Below are 20,386 nucleotides of genomic sequence, written 5' to 3'. Positions count from 1 at the left end.
TGCTTTTATATCCTTATTTATCAGTTATTTGCTATTTAAATTGTTCCATGCGTTCATAAACAGTACTGCATTTTCATAGACTTGCTCTGGCGTCATGCCGGGGCGATATAGCGCAGAACCGAGGCCAAAGCCGTTTGCGCCGTGGCTCAGATAACGCGCCATTGTGTCTGGAGTGATACCGCCAACCGGTAACATCGGAACGGATTGTGGAATAACCGCACGCCAGGCTTTGGTGACTTCAGGCGTAATTTGTTCAGCCGGGAACAGCTTGATGGCATTGGCGCCATGTTCAATGGCAGCAAAAGCTTCGGTGGGCGTAGCGACGCCAGGCGCACAATACATACCCAGCGCACGGGCACGACGGATCACCGCAGTATCGCAATGCGGCATTACGATAATCTGGCCTCCAGCCTCTTTAACCGCGACGACTTGCTCCACCGAAAGCACCGTTCCGGCTCCGACCAGGCAGTCCTTAGGCAGGGCGTCGCGCAGTAAACTGATACTTTGCAACGGCTCCGGCGAGTTCATGGGAATCTCAATCAGGCGAAATCCAGCGGCATACAGCTTTTCACCGATGGCGACAATCTCATCCGGTTTCACGCCGCGTAAAATGGCGACTAACCCGGTTTTTTGCAAAAGCGTATTAAATGGCATGGGTACATTCCCTGGCGTTGGTGGAGAGTAGCCCGGCAGCGTGGGCGATTCGCCATAACCCCTGTTCAGTGGCATTAGGAATGGCGTGTAGCTGTCTGTCGGGAAAAACGTGGCTGAATGCTTGTGAATAGCGGCTGTTCAGAGTGGCGCTACCGATTAAGGCGATCGGTGTTGTGGCGGGTAAATCACGTAGCAAACTGGATGCCAGACCGCATAATTCATGGCCTATCAGTAATCCTGAAAGGTAATCCCCCTGTGAGGACGGCGTAAGATTACTGGTCAGCAGGCGCGAACGGGTCGAAAACAGCGTCGATAATAATCCGGTCTGATGATGCTCTTGTGCTGCTGTCAGCCCATGGGTGAAGGCATCCCAGTGCGGTTCATCTCCCGAACGCATGGTGGCACCGAGAATCGAATGGCGGGATAAAACATCAAATAACTCGCCAGTCATAAAGGTTCGGAAATCGGTAATGGTGTTGTTTTCAACTACAGCCCATTTCGCATGTGTGCCAGGTAAGCCAATCAGCACAGGCATACCCTGATGGATCGCGTTTTGCAGGGCCGGTTCCATCGAGATAGCACCGAAGATTTGTGTCTCTTCACCACGCATCACTTCGGGCATTTCACCTTCTTTAATCACGCCAGGAATGATGTGCAGCATTGTCTGCTGCTGGTGGATAACAGGCGTCAACTGCTTTGCCAGACCCTCGAGAGTGACCGGGCAAGGTAAATAAGCTGCGGGTTGCCACCCTTGCGCACTGCCGATCATGCCGCAAGCCAGAACCGGGCATGGGGATTGTGCCAGCCAGTCGCCGCAGACACGTAAAAACGTATCGTGGAAAGCGTCCTCACGTGTTGCTGCCTGGGAGGGTAATTTCATGATCCCCCACGGGAATTCACGTTTTTCTTGTGGATTTGGTGAATCGCCAAAACGCCATGCCCGAAGCGATGACGTTCCCCAGTCCAGGGCAATAAATGAGGTGTTTCCCGACATTAGCCGTTTCCTTTAGTCATGGTTTATTTATTTTTGCGGACGTGCTTACCCCAGCCCAGTTCAGCGGATATCTCTTCTGCACAGGATTTGACGTAAGGTGCCAGTTCTTCCAGACGCGCCAGTGACATATACGTAGTGGTACTGGCGACAGAAATAGCCGCCACAATTTCATCCCGGGCGTTGTAAACCGGCGCTGCAACGCAACGGATAGTCGGCTCGTTCTCTTCCAGATCAAAAGCAAAACCACTCGCGGCATAACGACGCATGTTCTGAATAAATGCGCCCAGTTTTGTTTCATCACCACAGGTCTTAAACAGCGTGCGCCACTCTTCTTCTGTTCGGTTGAGGATCAATGCCTTGCCGATGCCGGTGATTGCCAGTGGCATGCGATGGCCTGGGCGTGAGCGCATTTCCAGCCCGCGCTGGCTGTTGATCTTCTCCAGATACAGCACTTCGTCGCCTTCAACGATCCCCAGATGCACGGTGTCCAGGGTGTAACGGGCAAGGCGTTGCAAAACGGGCAGCGCAACTTCGTACAGCGAGGTGCTTTCCAGCGCTCTGGCACCGAATTCGATCAGTTTGGCGCCCAGTTGGTAGCCCTGCGTTGGGACGTGGCGCAGGTAGCGTTGTTCCACCAGAACGGTGACTAAACGATGGGTTGTGCTCCGGGTCGTGCCGGTGAACTCGCCGATACTTTTCAGGTCATGGCAGCCGTTATAAACAGCATTAAGAACCGCGAGCCCGCGTAATAACGTTTGTGCGCCAGCGGTGGTTGAAGAGGTATCTGCCATACGTTTCTCCTGATGATATTGCTGAAGTGTTCCACATAATGACGTGGGGAAAAGGTGATATATCCCACAATATAAACTGCATCTCATATTGTGGGATAAAATAATAAAAATTAAGGATCGTTTTGCGTAGCGCCTCGCAGGAAACTTCTTTCAAACTGGACGTTTGTACAGCACAATTCTATTTTGTGCGGGTAAGTAATGAGGCTGGAGGCGTTGTGGATATCACAATCATGGTTTACGCAGTTATTGCGTTGGTGAGCGTGGCGATTGGCTGGCTGATTGCCAGTTATCAGCATGCGCAGCAAAAAGCCGAGCAATTCGCTGAACGTGAAGAGATGATCGCGGAGTTAAGTGCGGCAAAACAACAAATTACCCAAAGCGAACATTGGCGTGCTGAGTGCGAGTTACTCAATAATGAAGTGCGCAGTCTGCAAAGCATTAACACCTCGCTGGAGGCGGATCTGCGTGAAGTCACCACGCGAATGGAGGCCGTACAGCAACATGCTGACGATAAAATTCGCCAAATGATCAACAGCGAACAGCGCCTCAGTGAGCAGTTTGAAAACCTCGCCAACCGTATTTTCGAGCACAGCAATCGCCGGGTTGATGAGCAAAACCGTCAGAGTCTGAACAGCCTGTTGTCGCCACTACGTGAACAACTGGACGGTTTTCGTCGTCAGGTTCAGGACAGTTTCGGTAAAGAAGCACAAGAACGCCATACCCTGACTCACGAAATACGCAATCTCCAGCAGCTCAACGCGCAAATGGCCCAGGAAGCGATCAACCTGACGCGTGCGCTGAAAGGCGACAATAAAACCCAGGGCAACTGGGGCGAGGTAGTATTGACGCGTGTGCTGGAGGCTTCCGGTCTGCGTGAAGGGTATGAATATGAAACCCAGGTCAGCATCGAAAATGACGCCCGCTCGCGGATGCAGCCGGATGTCATCGTGCGGTTGCCGCAGGGCAAAGATGTGGTGATCGACGCAAAAATGACACTGGTCGCCTATGAACGCTATTTCAACGCAGAAGACGACTACACCCGCGAAAGCGCGCTACAGGAACATATCGCGTCGGTGCGTAACCATATCCGTTTGCTGGGACGCAAAGATTATCAACAGCTGCCGGGGCTGCGAACCCTGGATTACGTGCTGATGTTTATTCCCGTTGAACCCGCTTTTTTACTGGCGCTTGACCGCCAGCCGGAGCTGATCACCGAAGCGTTGAAAAACAATATCATGCTGGTTAGCCCGACCACGCTGCTGGTGGCGCTGCGCACTATCGCCAACCTCTGGCGCTATGAGCATCAAAGCCGCAACGCTCAGAAAATAGCCGATCGTGCCAGCAAGTTGTACGACAAAATGCGCTTGTTTGTCGATGATATGTCCGCGATTGGTCAAAGTCTGGACAAAGCACAGGACAACTATCGTCAGGCAATGAAAAAACTCTCTTCAGGTCGCGGAAATGTGCTGGCGCAAGCAGAAGCGTTTCGCGGTTTAGGAGTAGAAATTAAACGCGAGATTAATCCGGATTTGGCTGAACAAGCGGTGAGCCAGGATGAAGAGTATCGACTGCGGTCGGTACCGGAGCAGCCGAATGATGAAGCTTATCAACGCGATGATGAATATAATCAGCAGTCGCGCTAGCCCATTGGGGGTAGTTAAGCCGGGTAGAAATCTAGGGCATCGACGCCCAATCTGTTACACTTCTGGAACAATTTTTTGATGAGCAGGCATTGAGATGGTGGATAAGTCACAAGAAACGACGCACTTTGGTTTTCAGACCGTCGCGAAGGAACAAAAAGCGGATATGGTCGCCCACGTTTTCCATTCCGTGGCATCGAAATACGATGTCATGAATGATTTGATGTCTTTTGGCATACATCGTTTGTGGAAACGCTTCACGATTGATTGCAGTGGCGTACGCCGCGGGCAGACCGTGCTGGATCTGGCAGGCGGTACTGGCGACCTGACAGCGAAATTCTCCCGCCTGGTGGGTGAAACTGGCAAAGTGGTCCTTGCTGATATCAATGAATCCATGCTCAAAATGGGCCGCGAGAAGCTGCGTAATATTGGTGTGATTGGCAACGTTGAGTATGTTCAGGCGAACGCTGAGGCGCTGCCGTTCCCGGATAACACCTTTGATTGCATCACCATTTCGTTTGGTCTGCGTAACGTCACTGACAAAGATAAAGCTCTGCGTTCAATGTATCGCGTTCTGAAACCTGGCGGCCGACTGCTGGTGCTTGAGTTCTCGAAGCCGATTATCGAGCCGTTAAGTAAGGCCTATGACGCTTACTCCTTCCATGTGCTGCCGCGTATTGGCTCACTGGTCGCGAACGACGCTGACAGCTACCGTTATCTTGCTGAATCTATCCGCATGCATCCCGATCAGGACACCCTGAAAGCTATGATGCAGGATGCTGGATTCGAAAGTGTCGACTATTACAACCTGACGGCAGGGGTTGTGGCGCTGCATCGTGGTTATAAGTTCTGACAGGAGACCGGAAATGCCTTTTAAACCTTTAGTGACGGCAGGAATTGAAAGTCTGCTCAACACCTTCCTGTATCGTTCACCCGCGCTGAAAACGGCCCGCTCGCGTCTGCTGGGTAAAGTTTTGCGCGTGGAGGTAAAAGGCTTTTCGACGTCATTGATTCTGGTGTTCAGCGAACGCCAGGTCGATGTGCTGGGCGAATGGGCAGGAGATGCTGACTGCACCGTTATCGCCTACGCCAGCGTGTTGCCGAAACTTCGCGATCGCCAGCAGCTTGCTGCGTTAATTCGCAGCGGTGAGCTGGAAGTACAGGGCGATATTCAGGTGGTGCAAAACTTCGTTGCGCTGGCAGATCTGGCAGAGTTCGACCCTGCGGAACTGCTGGCCCCTTATACCGGTGATATCGCCGCTGAAGGTATCAGCAAAGCCCTGCGCGGAGGCGCAAAGTTCCTGCATCACGGTATTAAACGCCAGCAACGTTATGTGGCAGAAGCCATTACTGAAGAGTGGCGTATGGCACCTGGTCCGCTTGAAGTGGCCTGGTTTGCGGAAGAGACGGCTGCCGTCGAGCGTGCTGTTGATGCCCTGACCAAACGGCTGGAAAAACTGGAGGCTAAATGACGCCAGGTGAAGTACGGCGCCTATATTTCATCATTCGCACTTTTTTAAGCTACGGACTTGATGAACTGATCCCCAAAATGCGTATCACCCTGCCGCTACGGCTATGGCGATACTCATTATTCTGGATGCCAAATCGGCATAAAGACAAACCTTTAGGTGAGCGGCTACGACTGGCCCTGCAAGAACTGGGGCCGGTATGGATCAAGTTCGGGCAAATGTTATCAACCCGCCGCGACCTTTTTCCTCCGCATATTGCCGATCAGCTGGCGTTATTGCAGGACAAAGTTGCTCCGTTTGATGGCAAGCTTGCGAAGCAACAGATTGAAGCTGCAATGGGCGGCTTGCCGGTAGACGCGTGGTTTGACGATTTTGAAATCAAGCCGCTGGCTTCTGCTTCTATCGCCCAAGTTCATACCGCGCGATTGAAATCGAATGGTAAAGAGGTGGTGATTAAAGTCATCCGCCCGGATATTTTGCCGGTCATTAAAGCGGATCTGAAACTTATCTACCGTCTGGCTCGCTGGGTGCCGCGTTTGCTGCCGGATGGTCGCCGTCTGCGCCCAACCGAAGTGGTGCGCGAGTACGAAAAGACATTGATTGATGAACTGAATTTGCTGCGGGAATCTGCCAACGCCATTCAGCTTCGGCGCAATTTTGAAGACAGCCCGATGCTCTACATCCCGGAAGTTTACCCTGACTATTGTAGTGAAGGGATGATGGTGATGGAGCGCATTTACGGCATTCCGGTTTCAGATGTCGCAGCGCTGGAGAAAAACGGCACCAACATGAAATTGCTGGCGGAACGCGGCGTGCAGGTGTTCTTCACTCAGGTCTTTCGTGACAGCTTTTTCCATGCCGATATGCACCCTGGCAACATCTTTGTAAGCTATGAACACCCAGAAAACCCGAAATATATCGGCATTGATTGCGGGATTGTTGGCTCGCTAAACAAAGAAGATAAACGCTATCTGGCGGAAAACTTTATCGCCTTCTTTAATCGCGATTATCGCAAAGTGGCAGAGCTACACGTCGATTCAGGCTGGGTGCCGCCAGATACCAACGTTGAAGAGTTCGAATTTGCCATTCGTACGGTCTGTGAACCTATCTTTGAGAAACCGCTGGCCGAAATTTCGTTTGGACATGTACTGTTAAATCTGTTTAATACGGCGCGTCGCTTCAATATGGAAGTGCAGCCGCAACTGGTGTTACTCCAGAAAACCCTGCTCTACGTCGAAGGGGTAGGTCGCCAGCTTTATCCGCAGCTCGATTTATGGAAAACGGCGAAGCCTTTCCTGGAGTCGTGGATTAAAGATCAGGTCGGTATTCCTGCGCTGGTGAGAGCATTTAAAGAAAAAGCGCCGTTCTGGGTCGAAAAAATGCCAGAACTGCCTGAACTGGTTTACGACAGTTTGCGCCAGGGCAAGTATTTACAGCACAGTGTTGATAAGATTGCCCGCGAGCTTCAGTCAAATCATGTACGTCAGGGACAATCGCGTTATTTTCTCGGAATTGGCGCTACGTTAGTATTAAGCGGCACATTCTTGTTGGTCAGCCGCCCTGAATGGGGGTTGATGCCCGGCTGGTTAATGGCAGGTGGTCTGATCGCCTGGTTTGTCGGTTGGCGCAAAACACGCTGATTTTTTCATCGCTCAAGGCGGGCCGTGTAACGTATAATGCGGCCTTGTTTAATCATCATCTACCACAGAGGAACATGTATGGGTGGTATCAGTATTTGGCAGTTATTGATTATTGCCGTCATCGTTGTACTGCTTTTTGGCACCAAAAAGCTCGGCTCCATCGGTTCCGATCTTGGTGCGTCGATCAAAGGCTTTAAAAAAGCAATGAGCGATGATGAACCAAAGCAGGATAAAACCAGTCAGGATGCTGATTTTACTGCGAAAACTATCGCCGATAAGCAGGCGGATACGAATCAGGAACAGGCTAAAACAGAAGACGCGAAGCGCCACGATAAAGAGCAGGTGTAATCCGTGTTTGATATCGGTTTTAGCGAACTGCTATTGGTGTTCATCATCGGCCTCGTCGTTCTGGGGCCGCAACGACTGCCTGTGGCGGTAAAAACGGTAGCGGGCTGGATTCGCGCGTTGCGTTCACTGGCGACAACGGTGCAGAACGAACTGACCCAGGAGTTAAAACTCCAGGAGTTTCAGGACAGCCTGAAAAAGGTTGAAAAGGCGAGCCTCACTAACCTGACGCCCGAACTGAAAGCGTCGATGGATGAACTACGCCAGGCCGCGGAGTCGATGAAGCGTTCCTACGTTGCAAACGATCCTGAAAAGGCGAGCGATGAAGCGCACACCATCCATAATCCGGTGGTGAAAGATAATGAAGCTGCGCATGAAGGCGTAACGCCTGCCGCTGCACAAACGCAGGCCAGTTCGCCGGAACAGAAGCCAGAAACCACGCCAGAGCCGGTGGTAAAACCTGCTGCGGACGCTGAACCGAAAACCGCTGCACCTTCCCCTTCGTCGAGTGATAAACCGTAAACATGTCTGTAGAAGATACTCAACCGCTTATCACGCATCTGATTGAGCTGCGTAAGCGTCTGCTGAACTGCATTATCGCGGTGATCGTGATATTCCTGTGTCTGGTCTATTTCGCCAATGACATCTATCACCTGGTATCCGCGCCATTGATCAAGCAGTTGCCGCAAGGTTCAACGATGATCGCCACCGACGTGGCCTCACCGTTCTTTACGCCGATCAAGCTGACCTTTATGGTGTCGCTGATTCTGTCAGCGCCGGTGATTCTCTATCAGGTGTGGGCGTTTATCGCCCCAGCGCTGTATAAGCATGAACGTCGTCTGGTGGTGCCGCTGCTGGTTTCCAGCTCTCTGTTGTTTTATATCGGCATGGCGTTCGCCTACTTTGTGGTCTTTCCGCTGGCATTTGGCTTCCTTGCCAATACCGCGCCGGAAGGGGTACAGGTATCCACCGACATCGCCAGCTATTTAAGCTTCGTTATGGCGCTGTTTATGGCGTTTGGTGTCTCCTTTGAAGTGCCGGTGGCAATTGTGCTGCTGTGCTGGATGGGAATTACCTCGCCAGAAGACTTACGCAAAAAACGTCCGTATGTGCTGGTTGGCGCATTTGTTGTCGGGATGCTGCTGACGCCGCCGGATGTCTTCTCGCAAACGCTGCTGGCGATCCCGATGTACTGCTTGTTTGAAATTGGTGTCTTCTTCTCACGCTTTTACGTTGGTAAGGGTCGAAACCGGGAAGAGGAAAACGACGCTGAAGCAGAAAGCGAAAAAACTGAAGAATAAATTCAACCGCCCGTCAGGGCGGTTGTCATATGGAGTACAGGATGTTTGATATCGGCGTTAATTTGACCAGTTCGCAATTTGCGAAAGACCGTGATGATGTTGTAGCACGCGCTTTTGACGCAGGAGTTGATGGGCTGCTCATCACTGGCACTAACCTGCACGAAAGCCAGCAGGCACAAAAACTGGCGCGTCAGTATTCATCCTGTTGGTCAACGGCGGGCGTGCATCCTCATGACAGCAGCCAGTGGCAAGCAGCGACCGAAGAAGCGATCATTGAACTGGCCTCGCAGCCAGAAGTGGTGGCGATTGGTGAGTGTGGCCTCGACTTTAACCGCAACTTTTCTACACCAGAAGAGCAGGAACGTGCTTTTGTTGCTCAGCTACGCATTGCTGCAGAATTAAACATGCCAGTATTTATGCACTGTCGCGATGCCCACGATCGGTTTATAACCTTGCTGGAGCCGTGGCTGGATAAACTGCCTGGTGCAGTTCTTCATTGCTTTACCGGTACACGTGAAGAGATGCAGGCGTGCGCGGCGCGTGGAATGTATATCGGCATTACCGGTTGGGTTTGCGATGAACGACGCGGACTAGAACTGCGGGAAATCTTGCCGTTGATTCCGGCGGAGAAATTGCTGATCGAAACTGATGCGCCGTATCTGCTCCCGCGAGATCTCACGCCGAAGCCATCATCCCGGCGCAACGAGCCAGCCTATCTGCCCCATATTTTGCAACGTATCGCGCAATGGCGTGGGGAAGATGCCGCATGGCTGGCTGCCACCACGGATGCCAATGTCAAAACACTGTTTGGGGTTGCGTTTTAGAGTTTGCGGAACTCGGTGTTCTTCACGCTGTGCTTGATCTCTTTATTAATAAGATTAAGCAATAGCATGGAGCGAGCCTCACCGTCGGGTTCGGTGAAAATGGCCTGAAAACCTTCGAACGCGCCTTCGGTAATAATCACCTTATCACCCGGATAAGGGGTTGCCGGATCGACAATGTCTTTCGGTTTATATACCGATAGCTGATGAATCACCGCCGATGGGACTATCGCTGGCGACGCACCAAAGCGCACGAAGTGGCTGACACCACGGGTCGCGTTGATAGTCGTGGTATGAATGACTTCTGGATCAAATTCCACAAACAGGTAGTTGGGGAACAATGGTTCACTGACTGCAGTACGTTTGCCACGCACGATTTTTTCCAGGGTGATCATCGGTGCCAGGCAATTCACAGCCTGTCTTTCGAGGTGTTCCTGGGCACGTTGAAGTTGCCCGCGCTTGCAGTACAGTAAATACCAGGATTGCATAATGACTCTTATCCGTTTAATCGGGGCGCAAGGATAGCAAAAGCTTTACGCTAAGTTAATTATATTCCCCGGTTTGCGTTATACCGTCAGAGTTCACGCTAATTTAACAAATTTACAGCATCGCAAAGATGAACGCCGTATAATGGGAGCAGATTAAGAGGCTACAATGGATGCCATGAAATATAACGATTTACGCGACTTCCTGACGCTGCTTGAACAGCAGGGTGAGCTAAAACGTATCACTCTCCCGGTGGATCCGCATCTGGAAATCACTGAAATTGCTGACCGCACTTTGCGTGCAGGTGGGCCTGCGTTGTTGTTCGAAAACCCTAAAGGCTACTCAATGCCGGTGCTGTGCAACCTGTTCGGTACGCCAAAGCGCGTGGCGATGGGCATGGGGCAGGAAGATGTTTCGGCGCTGCGTGAAGTTGGTAAATTATTGGCGTTTCTGAAAGAGCCGGAGCCGCCAAAAGGTTTCCGCGACCTGTTTGATAAACTGCCGCAGTTTAAACAAGTATTGAACATGCCGACAAAGCGACTGCGTGGTGCGCCCTGCCAACAAAAAATCGTCTCTGGCGATGACGTCGATCTTAACCGCATTCCCATTATGACCTGCTGGCCGGAAGATGCCGCGCCGCTGATTACCTGGGGGCTGACCGTAACGCGCGGCCCGAATAAAGAACGGCAGAATCTGGGTATTTATCGCCAGCAGCTGATTGGTAAAAACAAACTGATTATGCGTTGGCTGTCGCATCGCGGCGGCGCGCTGGATTATCAGGAGTGGTGCGCGGCGCATCCGGGCGAACGTTTCCCGGTTTCTGTGGCGCTGGGTGCTGATCCCGCTACGATTCTCGGTGCGGTAACGCCCGTTCCGGATACACTTTCAGAATATGCGTTTGCCGGATTGCTGCGCGGCACCAAGACCGAAGTGGTGAAGTGTATCTCCAATGACCTTGAAGTGCCCGCCAGTGCGGAGATTGTGCTGGAAGGGTATATCGAACAAGGTGAAACGGCGCCGGAAGGGCCGTATGGCGACCACACCGGTTACTATAACGAAGTCGATAGTTTCCCGGTATTTACTGTGACGCATATTACCCAGCGTGAAGATGCGATTTATCATTCCACCTATACCGGGCGTCCGCCGGATGAACCTGCTGTGCTGGGTGTCGCACTGAACGAAGTGTTTGTGCCGATTCTGCAAAAACAGTTCCCGGAAATTGTCGATTTTTACCTGCCGCCGGAAGGCTGCTCTTATCGCCTGGCGGTAGTGACGATCAAAAAACAGTACGCCGGACACGCGAAGCGCGTCATGATGGGCGTCTGGTCGTTCTTACGCCAGTTTATGTACACTAAATTTGTGATCGTTTGCGATGATGACGTCAACGCACGCGACTGGAACGATGTGATTTGGGCGATTACCACCCGTATGGACCCGGTGCGGGACACGGTGTTGGTCGAAAATACGCCTATTGATTATCTGGATTTTGCCTCGCCTGTCTCCGGGCTGGGTTCAAAAATGGGGCTGGATGCCACGAATAAATGGCCAGGGGAAACCCAGCGTGAATGGGGACGTCCCATCAAAAAAGATCCGGATGTTGTCGCGCATATTGACGCCATCTGGGATGAACTGGCTATTTTTAACAACGGTAAAAGCGCCTGATGCGCGTTTGTTTTGCCCTATTTATCGATCCGACAGAGAAAGCGCATGACAACCTTAAGCTGTAAAGTGACCTCGGTAGAAGCTATCACCGATACCGTATATCGTGTTCGAATCGTGCCAGACGCGGCCTTTTCTTTTCGTGCTGGTCAGTATTTGATGGTGGTGATGGATGAGCGCGATAAACGTCCATTCTCAATGGCTTCGACGCCGGATGAAAAAGAGTTTATCGAGCTGCATATTGGCGCTTCTGAAATCAACCTTTACGCGAAAGCAGTCATGGACCGTATCCTCAAAGATCATCAAATCGTGGTCGATATTCCCCACGGAGAAGCGTGGCTGCGCGATGATGAAGAGCGTCCGATGATTTTGATTGCGGGCGGTACAGGCTTCTCTTATGCGCGCTCGATTTTGCTGACGGCGCTGGCGCGTAACCCAAACCGTGATATCACCATTTACTGGGGTGGGCGTGAAGAGCAGCATCTTTATGATCTCTGCGAGCTTGAGGCGCTTTCGCTTAAGCATCCAGGTTTGCAAGTGGTGCCGGTGGTTGAACAACCGGAAGCGGGCTGGCGTGGGCGTACTGGCACTGTGTTAACGGCGGTATTGCAGGATCACGGTACGCTGGCAGAGCATGATATCTATATTGCCGGACGTTTTGAGATGGCGAAAATTGCCCGTGACCTGTTTTGCAGTGAGCGTAATGCGCGGGAAGACCGCCTGTTTGGCGATGCGTTTGCATTTATCTGAGATATAAAAAACCCGCCCCTGACAGGCGGGAAGAACGGCAACTAAAACTTTATACAGTGGCATTTAGATCTATGTCGCATCCGGCAATCGTTGCACGATGCCTGATGCGACGCTGGCGCGTCTTATCAGGCCTACATTAGTGCTGGGTCGGTAGACCGGATAAGGCGTTTACGCCGCATCCGGCAAGTGGTTAAACCCGCTCAAACACCGTTGCAATACCCTGACCCAGACCGATACACATCGTCGCCAGACCAAACTGAACGTCTTTGCGTTCCATCAGATTCAGCAGCGTGGTGCTGATACGCGCACCGGAACAACCCAGCGGATGACCCAGCGCGATCGCGCCACCGTTGAGGTTGATCTTCTCGTCAATCTGCTCCATTAGCCCCAGATCTTTAATACATGGCAGGATCTGCGCGGCAAAAGCTTCATTCATTTCAAACACGCCGATATCGCTGGCAGAAAGCCCCGCTTTTTTCAGCGCCAGCTTCGAGGCTGGAACCGGGCCGTAACCCATAATCGACGGGTCACAACCAACGACCGCCATCGAACGTACGCGGGCGCGTGGCTTAAGACCTAATTCACGGGCGCGGCTTTCACTCATCACCAGCATGGCAGCTGCGCCATCGGAAAGCGCAGAAGATGTACCCGCCGTTACCGTGCCGCTGACTGGATCGAACGCCGGACGCAGCGTGGCGAGGGCTTCCACGGTGGTTTCCGGCCGAATCACTTCGTCGTAATTAAACTGCTTCAGGACGCCGTCGGCATCGTGACCACCGGTCGGGATGATTTCATTTTTAAATGCGCCCGACTGCGTGGCGGCCCAGGCGCGGGCGTGTGATCGCGCGGCAAAGGCATCCTGCATTTCACGGCTGATACCGTGCATACGCGCCAGCATTTCTGCCGTTAAGCCCATCATGCCCGCCGCTTTGGCGACATTGCGGCTCAGGCCGGGGTGAAAATCGACGCCGTGACTCATCGGCACATGGCCCATATGCTCCACGCCACCGACCAGACATGCCTGTGCATCGCCAGTCATAATCATCCGTGCTGCGTCATGCAGTGCCTGCATGGATGAACCGCACAAGCGATTGACGGTGACCGCCGGGACAGAATGCGGCACTTCTGCCAACAGCGCCGCGTTACGAGCGATATTAAAACCCTGCTCCAGCGTCTGCTGCACACAACCCCAGTAAATATCATCGAGGGCCGCAGCTTCCAGCGCCGGGTTACGCGCCAGCAGGCTACGCATTAAATGAGCGGAGAGATCTTCCGCACGCACGTTACGAAAAGCACCGCCCTTCGAACGGCCCATCGGGGTACGAATTGCATCGACAATGACAACCTGTTCCATTGTGACTCCTTAAGCCGTTTTCAGGTCGCCAACCGGACGGGCTGGCTCAACCGGGGGATAGTACGGTTCGTTATGACGCGCTTTATTACGCAGACCTTCCGGCACTTCATACAGCGGGCCGAGGTGCTGATATTGTTGTGCCATATCGAGGTATTTCGCGCTGCCGAGGGTGTCCAGCCAGCGGAACGCGCCGCCGTGGAACGGAGGGAAGCCCAGGCCGTAGACCAGTGCCATATCGGCTTCTGCCGGAGTGGCGATAATGCCTTCCTCCAGACAACGCACCACTTCGTTGACCATCGGGATCATCATGCGGGCGATAATCTCTTCTTCGCTGAAATCGCGCTTCGGCTGGCTGACTTCTACCAGCAGGTCGTCAACGGCGGCATCTTCTTCTTTCTTCGGCTTACCTTTGCTGTCTTCTTTATAACGCCAGAAACCAAGGCCGTTCTTCTGACCAAAACGGTTGGCATCAAACAGTGCGTCGATGGCATCGCGATAATCTTTCTGCATCCGCTGCGGGAAACCTGCTGCCATCACTGCCTGGGCGTGATGCGCGGTATCAATGCCCACGACATCCAGCAAGTATGCCGGACCCATCGGCCAGCCGAACTGTTTTTCCATCACTTTGTCGATCTTGCGAAAATCCGCGCCGTCGCGCAGCAGCTGGCTGAAACCGGCGAAATAGGGGAACAGCACGCGGTTAACAAAGAAGCCGGGGCAGTCATTAACCACAATTGGCGTTTTACCCATCTTGCTCGTCCATGCGACAACTTTCGCGATGGTTTCGTCGGAGCTTTTCTCACCGCGAATAATTTCCACCAACGGCATCCGGTGCACTGGGTTAAAGAAATGCATCCCGCAGAAGTTTTCCGGGCGTTCCAGCGCGTTGGCCAGTTCGCTGATAGGAATGGTTGAAGTATTGGAAGCCAGCACGGTATCCGGGCGTACTTTCTGCTCGGTTTCTGCCAGCACGGCTTTTTTCACTTTCGGGTTTTCGACAACCGCTTCTACCACAACGTCCACGCGATCAAACCCGGCGTAGTCGAGCGTTGGATGAATCGTGGAGATCACGCCAGCCAGTTTCAGACCGTCGATCTTGCCGCGCTCAAGCTGCTTGTTCAGCAGTTTTGCGGCTTCAGTCATACCGAGGGTTAACGACTTGACATTGATATCTTTCATGACAACCGGCACGCCTTTCCACGCAGACTGGTAAGCAATGCCGCCGCCCATAATGCCTGCGCCCAGCACAGCGGCCTGTTTTGGGGTTTCAACGTCTTTGGTGAGTTTCTTCGCTTTGCCTTTTACATATTGATCGTTAAGGAAAATGCCGACCAGTGCGCGAGCTTCGTTGGTATGCGCCAGCGGGACAAAACTTTTGTTTTCCAGATTTAATGCTTCTTCACGACCAAAACGGGCAGCCGCTTCAATGGTTTTTACTGCGGTGATGGGTGCGGGGTAATGTTTCCCTGCTGTTTGTGCGACCATTCCTTTAGCGATGGTGAAGCTCATGGTGGCTTCAATCTTGCTCAGTTTTAGCGGTTCCAGCTTCGGCTGACGTTTCGCTTTCCAGTCGAGGTCGCCGTTAATGGCCTGACGTAAAATCGCCTTCGCGCCTTCAACCAGTTTTTCTGCTTTGACTACGCCATCCACCAGACCGATTTTCAGCGCCTGATCCGCGCCGACATCTTTACCGGCAGCAATGATTTCCAGCGCACTATCAGCACCGAGCATACGTGGCATACGTACAGAACCGCCAAAGCCCGGCATAATGCCCAGTTTGGTTTCCGGCAGACCGATGCGCAGATCTGGCGTCGCCAGACGATAATCGGTCGCCAGCACACATTCGCAGCCACCGCCCAGCGCATAGCCGTTGACGGCAGCAATGGTCGGCACCGGCAGATCTTCCAGGCGATTAAACACGCTATTGGCAAAGTGCAGCCACTGACTTAACTGTTCTTCAGGAACGAGGAACAGGGACAAAAATTCGGTGATATCAGCACCGACGATAAAGGCTGCTTTGTTCGAACGCAGCAGCAGCCCTTTTAGATCTGATTGCTGTTCCAGCACGCCGATGGCCTCGCCGAGGCTGGCGACGGTCGCAGTGTCGAGTTTATTAACTGAACCTGGGGCATCAAATACCAGTTCGGCAATGCCATCTTCCAGCCAGTCAAGGTACAGGGTGTCGCCTTTGTAAAGCATGTCAGTCTCCTGAATCCGCAAGGTGATCTGGTCGTACCAGATGAAACGAAGTGTGTATTTTGTGTTAAAAATATGCAAATAAAAGATTAAAGAAATGCCAATCTGATCACGCTCGGCAGAAATCACGCTCTGGATGAACGATGTGCTAAGATGCGGAGACTTAAGGTCAAAAAAACAGAAGGGTAAAAAATGGAATCACTGGCCTCGCTCTATAAAAATCATATAGCTACCTTACAGGAACGGACTCGCGATGCGCTGGCGCGCTTCAAGCTGGATGCGTTACTTATTCACTCCGGCGAACTGTTCAACGTTTTTCTCGACGATCATCCCTATCCGTTTAAAGTGAACCCGCAATTCAAAGCGTGGGTGCCGGTAACCCAGGTGCCAAACTGCTGGTTGCTGGTAGATGGCGTGAACAAGCCGAAACTGTGGTTTTATCTGCCGGTTGATTACTGGCACAACGTTGAACCACTGCCGACCTCCTTCTGGACTGAGGACGTGGAAGTAATTGCGCTGCCGAAAGCCGATGGCATTGGTAGTCTGTTGCCTGCTGCGCGCGGCAATATCGGTTATATCGGTCCGGTGCCAGAACGTGCGCTGCAACTGGGTATTGAGGCCAGCAATATCAACCCGAAAGGGGTGATCGACTACCTGCATTACTATCGCTCCTTCAAAACCGAGTACGAACTGGCCTGTATGCGTGAAGCGCAGAAAATGGCGGTCAACGGTCATCGCGCGGCAGAAGAAGCGTTCCGTTCTGGCATGAGCGAGTTCGATATCAACATTGCCTATCTGACCGCGACCGGTCATCGTGATACCGACGTACCTTATAGCAACATTGTGGCGCTTAACGAACACGCTGCGGTGTTGCATTACACCAAACTGGACCACCAGGCACCGGAAGAGATGCGCAGCTTCCTGCTGGATGCCGGGGCCGAATATAACGGCTATGCGGCTGATCTAACCCGTACTTGGTCGGCAAAAAGCGACAACGACTACGCACAGCTGGTGAAAGACGTAAATGATGAGCAACTGGCGCTGATCGCCACCATGAAAGCAGGCGTCAGCTATGTGGATTACCATATCCAGTTCCATCAGCGCATCGCCAAACTGCTGCGTAAACATCAAATCATCACCGATATGAGTGAAGAGGCGATGGTCGAAAACGATCTCACCGGACCGTTTATGCCGCACGGTATCGGCCATCCGCTGGGCCTGCAGGTGCATGACGTCGCTGGTTTTATGCAGGATGATAGCGGTACGCACCTCGCGGCACCGGCAAAATATCCGTACCTGCGCTGCACCCGTATTCTCCAGCCGGGCATGGTCTTAACCATCGAACCGGGTATCTACTTCATCGAATCGCTTCTGGCACCGTGGCGTGAAGGGCAGTTCAGCAAACACTTCAACTGGCAGAAAATTGAAGCACTGAAACCGTTCGGCGGCATTCGTATCGAAGACAACGTGGTGATCCACGAAAACAACGTGGAAAACATGACCCGGGATCTGAAACTGGCGTGATGGAAAGCTGGTTAATTCCTGCGGCACCGGTCACGGTCGTTGAAGAGATCAAAAAGAGCCGCTTCATTACGCTGTTGGCGCATACCGATGGCGTTGAGGCGGCAAAAGCGTTTGTTGAATCGGTGCGGGCAGAACACCCCGATGCCCGCCACCATTGCGTGGCGTGGGTGGCGGGTGCGCCGGATGATTCTCAACAGCTGGGTTTCTCTGACGACGGGGAGCCGGCGGGAACGGCAGGTAAACCGATGCTCGCCCAACTAATGGGCAGCGGCGTCGGGGAAATTACCGCTGTGGTGGTGCGCTACTACGGCGGCATATTGCTGGGCACCGGTGGGTTAGTGAAAGCGTATGGCGGCGGCGTGAATCAGGCGCTGCGCCAGCTAACGACCCAACGCAAGACGCCATTAACCGAATATACTTTGCAATGTGAATATAGTCAGTTGACCGGCATTGAAGCGTTGCTGGGGCAGTGTGGCGGCAAAATTATCAACAGTGATTATCAGGCATTCGTTCTGCTGCGGGTGGCGCTTCCGGCGGCGAAAGTGGCTGAATTTTCCGCAAAACTGGCGGATTTTAGCCGTGGTTCATTGCAATTGTTAGCGATTGAAGAATAATCCCCACTTCATTTTGCAGAACTAAGGAAGCGGCAGAGATGCATTTTCGCGCCATTACCCGAATTGTTGGACTACTGGTCATCTTATTTTCAGGGACCATGATTATCCCTGGGCTGGTAGCACTCATCTACCGGGATGGAGCGGGCCGCGCTTTTACCCAGACCTTTTTTGTCGCCCTCGCCATTGGCTCTATGCTGTGGTGGCCGAACCGCAAAGAGAAGGGCGAACTGAAATCCCGTGAAGGGTTTCTGATAGTGGTGCTGTTCTGGACCGTGCTGGGTAGCGTCGGTGCGCTCCCTTTTATCTTCTCGGAAAGCCCAAACCTCACGATTACCGATGCGTTTTTTGAATCTTTCTCCGGTCTGACTACCACGGGGGCCACTACGCTGGTGGGACTGGATACACTTCCTCACGCAATCCTCTTTTATCGCCAGATGCTGCAATGGTTTGGCGGGATGGGGATCATCGTTTTGGCGGTTGCGATACTGCCTATCCTCGGCGTGGGTGGGATGCAGCTCTATCGCGCAGAAATGCCCGGCCCGCTGAAAGATAACAAAATGCGCCCGCGAATTGCGGAAACGGCGAAAACCCTGTGGTTGATTTATGTCTTGCTGACCGTCGCCTGTGCGCTGGCGTTGTGGTTTGCCGGAATGGATGCCTTTGATGCCATCGGCCATAGCTTTGCGACTATCGCTATTGGCGGCTTCTCGACACATGATGCCAGTATCGGTTATTTCGACAGCCCGACTATTAACACCATCATTGCTATCTTCCTGCTGATCTCCGGCTGTAACTACGGTCTGCACTTTTCGCTGTTAAGTGGGCGTAGTCTGAAGGTTTATTGGCGCGATCCGGAATTTCGCATGTTTATCGGCGTACAGTTTACGCTGGTGGTTATTTGTACCCTCGTGCTGTGGTTTCATAATGTCTACAGTTCGGCGCTGATGACAATTAACCAGGCGTTTTTTCAGGTGGTGTCGATGGCGACGACCGCCGGATTTACGACAGATAGCATTGCCCGCTGGCCGCTCTTTTTGCCGGTACTGCTTTTATGTTCAGCATTTATTGGCGGTTGCGCCGGGTCTACGGGCGGTGGCCTGAAAGTGATCCGCATTCTGCTGCTGTTTAAGCAGGGGAACCGTGAGCTGAAACGACTGGTGCACCCGAACGCCGTGTATAGCATTAAGCTGGGGAATCGCGCACTGCCGGAACGTATCCTCGAAGCCGTTTGGGGATTTTTCTCCGCCTATGCATTGGTGTTTATTGTCAGTATGCTGGCGATTATCGCCACGGGTGTGGATGACTTTTCTGCCTTTGCCTCGGTTGTTGCGACATTGAATAACCTGGGACCAGGGCTTGGCGTGGTTGCTGATAACTTTACCAGTATGAACCCGGTGGCTAAATGGATCCTGATTGCCAACATGCTGTTTGGTCGTCTCGAGGTCTTTACATTGCTGGTGCTCTTTACCCCGACTTTCTGGCGTGAATGATGGAGTAATACGTGAAAACATTAATTCTTTTCTCAACAAGGGACGGACAAACGCGCGAGATTGCCTCCTACCTGGCTTCGGAACTGAAAGAACTGGGGATCCAGGCGGATGTCGCCAATGTGCACCGCATTGAAGAACCCCAGTGGGAAAACTACGACCGTGTGGTCATTGGTGCTTCTATTCGCTATGGTCACTACCACTCTGCGTTCCAGGAATTTGTCAAAAAGCATGCGACGCGGCTGAATTCGATGCCGAGCGCCTTTTACTCCGTAAACCTGGTGGCGCGTAAACCGGAGAAGCGTACTCCACAGACCAACAGCTACGCGCGCAAGTTTCTGATGAGTTCACAATGGCGTCCCGATCGCTGTGCCGTCATTGCCGGGGCGCTACGTTATCCACGTTACCGCTGGTACGACCGCTTTATGATCAAGCTGATTATGAAGATGTCAGGCGGTGAAACGGATACGCGCAAAGAAGTTGTCTATACCGATTGGCAGCAGGTGGCGAATTTCGCCCGAGAAATCGCCCATTTAACCGACAAACCGACGCTGAAATAAGCATAAAGAGTAAAAAATGCGCGGTCGGAAAATTATTTTAAATTTCCTCTTGTCAGGCCGGAATAACTCCCTATAATGCGCCACCACTGACACGGAACAAC

General features: G+C 52.6%; 20 protein-coding genes. 14 read left to right on the top strand and 6 right to left on the bottom strand.

Annotated features, from left to right (window positions below; translation table 11 throughout):
- Window positions 1–24: 24 nt before the first annotated feature.
- The 3 genes from BEB54_RS18420 to BEB54_RS18410 are packed head-to-tail and all read right to left on the bottom strand — an operon-like array spanning window position 25 to window position 2,439.
- Window positions 25–654: a 2-dehydro-3-deoxy-6-phosphogalactonate aldolase gene (locus tag BEB54_RS18420; RefSeq protein ID WP_001116474.1), complete on the bottom strand. Its 630-nt coding sequence runs from the start codon at window positions 652–654 to the stop codon at window positions 25–27.
- On the bottom strand, window positions 644–1,648 hold the full coding sequence (locus BEB54_RS18415) for a 2-dehydro-3-deoxygalactonokinase (protein ID WP_105277612.1): 1,005 nt from the start codon (window positions 1,646–1,648) through the stop codon (window positions 644–646). Before BEB54_RS18415 ends, BEB54_RS18420 begins: the two co-directional genes overlap by 11 nt.
- Before the next feature lie 23 nt (window positions 1,649–1,671).
- Window positions 1,672–2,439 (bottom strand): IclR family transcriptional regulator, encoded by a 768-nt coding sequence (locus tag BEB54_RS18410; protein ID WP_105277611.1) that lies wholly within the window; start codon window positions 2,437–2,439, stop codon window positions 1,672–1,674.
- 215 nt (window positions 2,440–2,654) lie between these two features.
- Between BEB54_RS18410 and rmuC the strand changes: the two genes are divergently transcribed.
- From rmuC to tatD, 8 genes are all read left to right on the top strand, one after another.
- The gene (gene rmuC / locus BEB54_RS18405) at window positions 2,655–4,082 is read left to right on the top strand and encodes a DNA recombination protein RmuC (RefSeq protein WP_105277610.1); all 1,428 of its coding nucleotides are present in this window, start codon (window positions 2,655–2,657) and stop codon (window positions 4,080–4,082) included.
- A 94-nt stretch (window positions 4,083–4,176) separates the two neighbouring features.
- Complete coding sequence (gene ubiE / locus BEB54_RS18400; protein WP_000227958.1) at window positions 4,177–4,932, top strand: bifunctional demethylmenaquinone methyltransferase/2-methoxy-6-polyprenyl-1,4-benzoquinol methylase UbiE; 756 nt, start codon at window positions 4,177–4,179, stop codon at window positions 4,930–4,932.
- A gap of 13 nt (window positions 4,933–4,945) precedes the next feature.
- The gene (gene ubiJ, locus BEB54_RS18395) at window positions 4,946–5,551 is read left to right on the top strand and encodes a ubiquinone biosynthesis protein UbiJ (protein WP_001296603.1); all 606 of its coding nucleotides are present in this window, start codon (window positions 4,946–4,948) and stop codon (window positions 5,549–5,551) included.
- On the top strand, window positions 5,548–7,188 hold the full coding sequence (gene ubiB / locus BEB54_RS18390) for a ubiquinone biosynthesis regulatory protein kinase UbiB (protein WP_000187541.1): 1,641 nt from the start codon (window positions 5,548–5,550) through the stop codon (window positions 7,186–7,188). The genes ubiJ and ubiB overlap by 4 nt, the downstream gene beginning before the upstream one ends.
- A gap of 78 nt (window positions 7,189–7,266) precedes the next feature.
- Window positions 7,267–7,536: a Sec-independent protein translocase subunit TatA gene (gene tatA, locus BEB54_RS18385; protein ID WP_001295260.1), complete on the top strand. Its 270-nt coding sequence runs from the start codon at window positions 7,267–7,269 to the stop codon at window positions 7,534–7,536.
- A 3-nt stretch (window positions 7,537–7,539) separates the two neighbouring features.
- A complete protein-coding gene (gene tatB, locus BEB54_RS18380; RefSeq protein ID WP_000459594.1) occupies window positions 7,540–8,055 on the top strand; it encodes a Sec-independent protein translocase protein TatB in 516 nt (171 codons plus the stop codon).
- A gap of 2 nt (window positions 8,056–8,057) precedes the next feature.
- Window positions 8,058–8,834, top strand: coding sequence for a Sec-independent protein translocase subunit TatC (tatC, locus tag BEB54_RS18375; RefSeq protein WP_000109943.1), 777 nt, complete (start codon window positions 8,058–8,060; stop codon window positions 8,832–8,834).
- Window positions 8,835–8,875: 41 nt separating this feature from the next.
- Entirely contained in the window at window positions 8,876–9,658 is a 783-nt protein-coding gene (tatD, locus tag BEB54_RS18370; RefSeq protein ID WP_105277609.1) for a 3'-5' ssDNA/RNA exonuclease TatD, read from the top strand.
- On the opposite strand, the gene rfaH is transcribed toward tatD, so the two are convergent.
- On the bottom strand, window positions 9,655–10,143 hold the full coding sequence (gene rfaH, locus BEB54_RS18365) for a transcription/translation regulatory transformer protein RfaH (protein WP_001192396.1): 489 nt from the start codon (window positions 10,141–10,143) through the stop codon (window positions 9,655–9,657). The genes tatD and rfaH overlap by 4 nt on opposite strands.
- A gap of 166 nt (window positions 10,144–10,309) precedes the next feature.
- Between rfaH and ubiD the strand changes: the two genes are divergently transcribed.
- Both ubiD and fre read left to right on the top strand, forming a co-directional pair.
- Entirely contained in the window at window positions 10,310–11,803 is a 1,494-nt protein-coding gene (gene ubiD / locus BEB54_RS18360; RefSeq protein WP_105271935.1) for a 4-hydroxy-3-polyprenylbenzoate decarboxylase, read from the top strand.
- Window positions 11,804–11,848: 45 nt separating this feature from the next.
- Window positions 11,849–12,550, top strand: coding sequence for an NAD(P)H-flavin reductase (gene fre / locus BEB54_RS18355; RefSeq protein WP_032185583.1), 702 nt, complete (start codon window positions 11,849–11,851; stop codon window positions 12,548–12,550).
- Between the two features lie 190 nt (window positions 12,551–12,740).
- Here the strand turns inward: fre and fadA are convergent, their stop codons facing one another.
- Window positions 12,741–13,904: an acetyl-CoA C-acyltransferase FadA gene (fadA, locus tag BEB54_RS18350; protein WP_000438749.1), complete on the bottom strand. Its 1,164-nt coding sequence runs from the start codon at window positions 13,902–13,904 to the stop codon at window positions 12,741–12,743.
- Window positions 13,905–13,913: 9 nt separating this feature from the next.
- The gene (gene fadB, locus BEB54_RS18345) at window positions 13,914–16,103 is read right to left on the bottom strand and encodes a fatty acid oxidation complex subunit alpha FadB (RefSeq protein WP_105277608.1); all 2,190 of its coding nucleotides are present in this window, start codon (window positions 16,101–16,103) and stop codon (window positions 13,914–13,916) included.
- A gap of 189 nt (window positions 16,104–16,292) precedes the next feature.
- On the opposite strand from fadB, the gene pepQ reads away from it, so the two are divergent.
- Genes pepQ through hemG form a run of 4 tightly spaced genes read left to right on the top strand, consistent with a single transcriptional unit; the run spans window position 16,293 to window position 20,285 of the window.
- Window positions 16,293–17,624, top strand: a complete 1,332-nt coding sequence (pepQ, locus tag BEB54_RS18340) for a Xaa-Pro dipeptidase (protein ID WP_000444561.1) — start codon at window positions 16,293–16,295, stop codon at window positions 17,622–17,624.
- Window positions 17,624–18,238: an IMPACT family protein gene (locus BEB54_RS18335; protein ID WP_001353706.1), complete on the top strand. Its 615-nt coding sequence runs from the start codon at window positions 17,624–17,626 to the stop codon at window positions 18,236–18,238. The genes pepQ and BEB54_RS18335 overlap by 1 nt, the downstream gene beginning before the upstream one ends.
- Window positions 18,239–18,276: 38 nt before the next feature.
- Window positions 18,277–19,728, top strand: a complete 1,452-nt coding sequence (gene trkH / locus BEB54_RS18330; RefSeq protein ID WP_000545683.1) for a Trk system potassium transporter TrkH — start codon at window positions 18,277–18,279, stop codon at window positions 19,726–19,728.
- Between the two features lie 11 nt (window positions 19,729–19,739).
- Entirely contained in the window at window positions 19,740–20,285 is a 546-nt protein-coding gene (gene hemG, locus BEB54_RS18325; protein WP_032185585.1) for a menaquinone-dependent protoporphyrinogen IX dehydrogenase, read from the top strand.
- Window positions 20,286–20,386 lie beyond the last annotated feature (101 nt).

It is taken from the genome of Escherichia sp. MOD1-EC6021 (assembly GCF_002965245.1).
Classification (GTDB): Bacteria; Pseudomonadota; Gammaproteobacteria; order Enterobacterales; family Enterobacteriaceae; genus Escherichia; species Escherichia coli_F.
The sequence above is the reverse complement of the archived record's forward strand: the minus strand, read 5'-3'. Positions and strand labels throughout refer to the sequence as shown.

Excerpts from the sequence above, each read along its gene's own strand:
- fre (WP_032185583.1), top strand. The coding sequence starts at position 11,849 with ATGACAACCTTAAGCTGTAAAGTGACCTCGGTAGAAGCTATCACCGAT.
- rfaH (WP_001192396.1), bottom strand. The coding sequence starts at position 10,143 with ATGCAATCCTGGTATTTACTGTACTGCAAGCGCGGGCAACTTCAACGT.
- ubiJ (WP_001296603.1), top strand. The coding sequence starts at position 4,946 with ATGCCTTTTAAACCTTTAGTGACGGCAGGAATTGAAAGTCTGCTCAAC.
- fadA (WP_000438749.1), bottom strand. The coding sequence starts at position 13,904 with ATGGAACAGGTTGTCATTGTCGATGCAATTCGTACCCCGATGGGCCGT.
- tatD (WP_105277609.1), top strand. The coding sequence starts at position 8,876 with ATGTTTGATATCGGCGTTAATTTGACCAGTTCGCAATTTGCGAAAGAC.
- pepQ (WP_000444561.1), top strand. The coding sequence starts at position 16,293 with ATGGAATCACTGGCCTCGCTCTATAAAAATCATATAGCTACCTTACAG.
- tatA (WP_001295260.1), top strand. The coding sequence starts at position 7,267 with ATGGGTGGTATCAGTATTTGGCAGTTATTGATTATTGCCGTCATCGTT.
- BEB54_RS18420 (WP_001116474.1), bottom strand. The coding sequence starts at position 654 with ATGCCATTTAATACGCTTTTGCAAAAAACCGGGTTAGTCGCCATTTTA.
- ubiD (WP_105271935.1), top strand. The coding sequence starts at position 10,310 with ATGGATGCCATGAAATATAACGATTTACGCGACTTCCTGACGCTGCTT.
- ubiB (WP_000187541.1), top strand. The coding sequence starts at position 5,548 with ATGACGCCAGGTGAAGTACGGCGCCTATATTTCATCATTCGCACTTTT.
- BEB54_RS18410 (WP_105277611.1), bottom strand. The coding sequence starts at position 2,439 with ATGGCAGATACCTCTTCAACCACCGCTGGCGCACAAACGTTATTACGC.
- fadB (WP_105277608.1), bottom strand. The coding sequence starts at position 16,103 with ATGCTTTACAAAGGCGACACCCTGTACCTTGACTGGCTGGAAGATGGC.
- BEB54_RS18335 (WP_001353706.1), top strand. The coding sequence starts at position 17,624 with ATGGAAAGCTGGTTAATTCCTGCGGCACCGGTCACGGTCGTTGAAGAG.
- tatC (WP_000109943.1), top strand. The coding sequence starts at position 8,058 with ATGTCTGTAGAAGATACTCAACCGCTTATCACGCATCTGATTGAGCTG.
- BEB54_RS18415 (WP_105277612.1), bottom strand. The coding sequence starts at position 1,648 with ATGTCGGGAAACACCTCATTTATTGCCCTGGACTGGGGAACGTCATCG.
- ubiE (WP_000227958.1), top strand. The coding sequence starts at position 4,177 with ATGGTGGATAAGTCACAAGAAACGACGCACTTTGGTTTTCAGACCGTC.
- trkH (WP_000545683.1), top strand. The coding sequence starts at position 18,277 with ATGCATTTTCGCGCCATTACCCGAATTGTTGGACTACTGGTCATCTTA.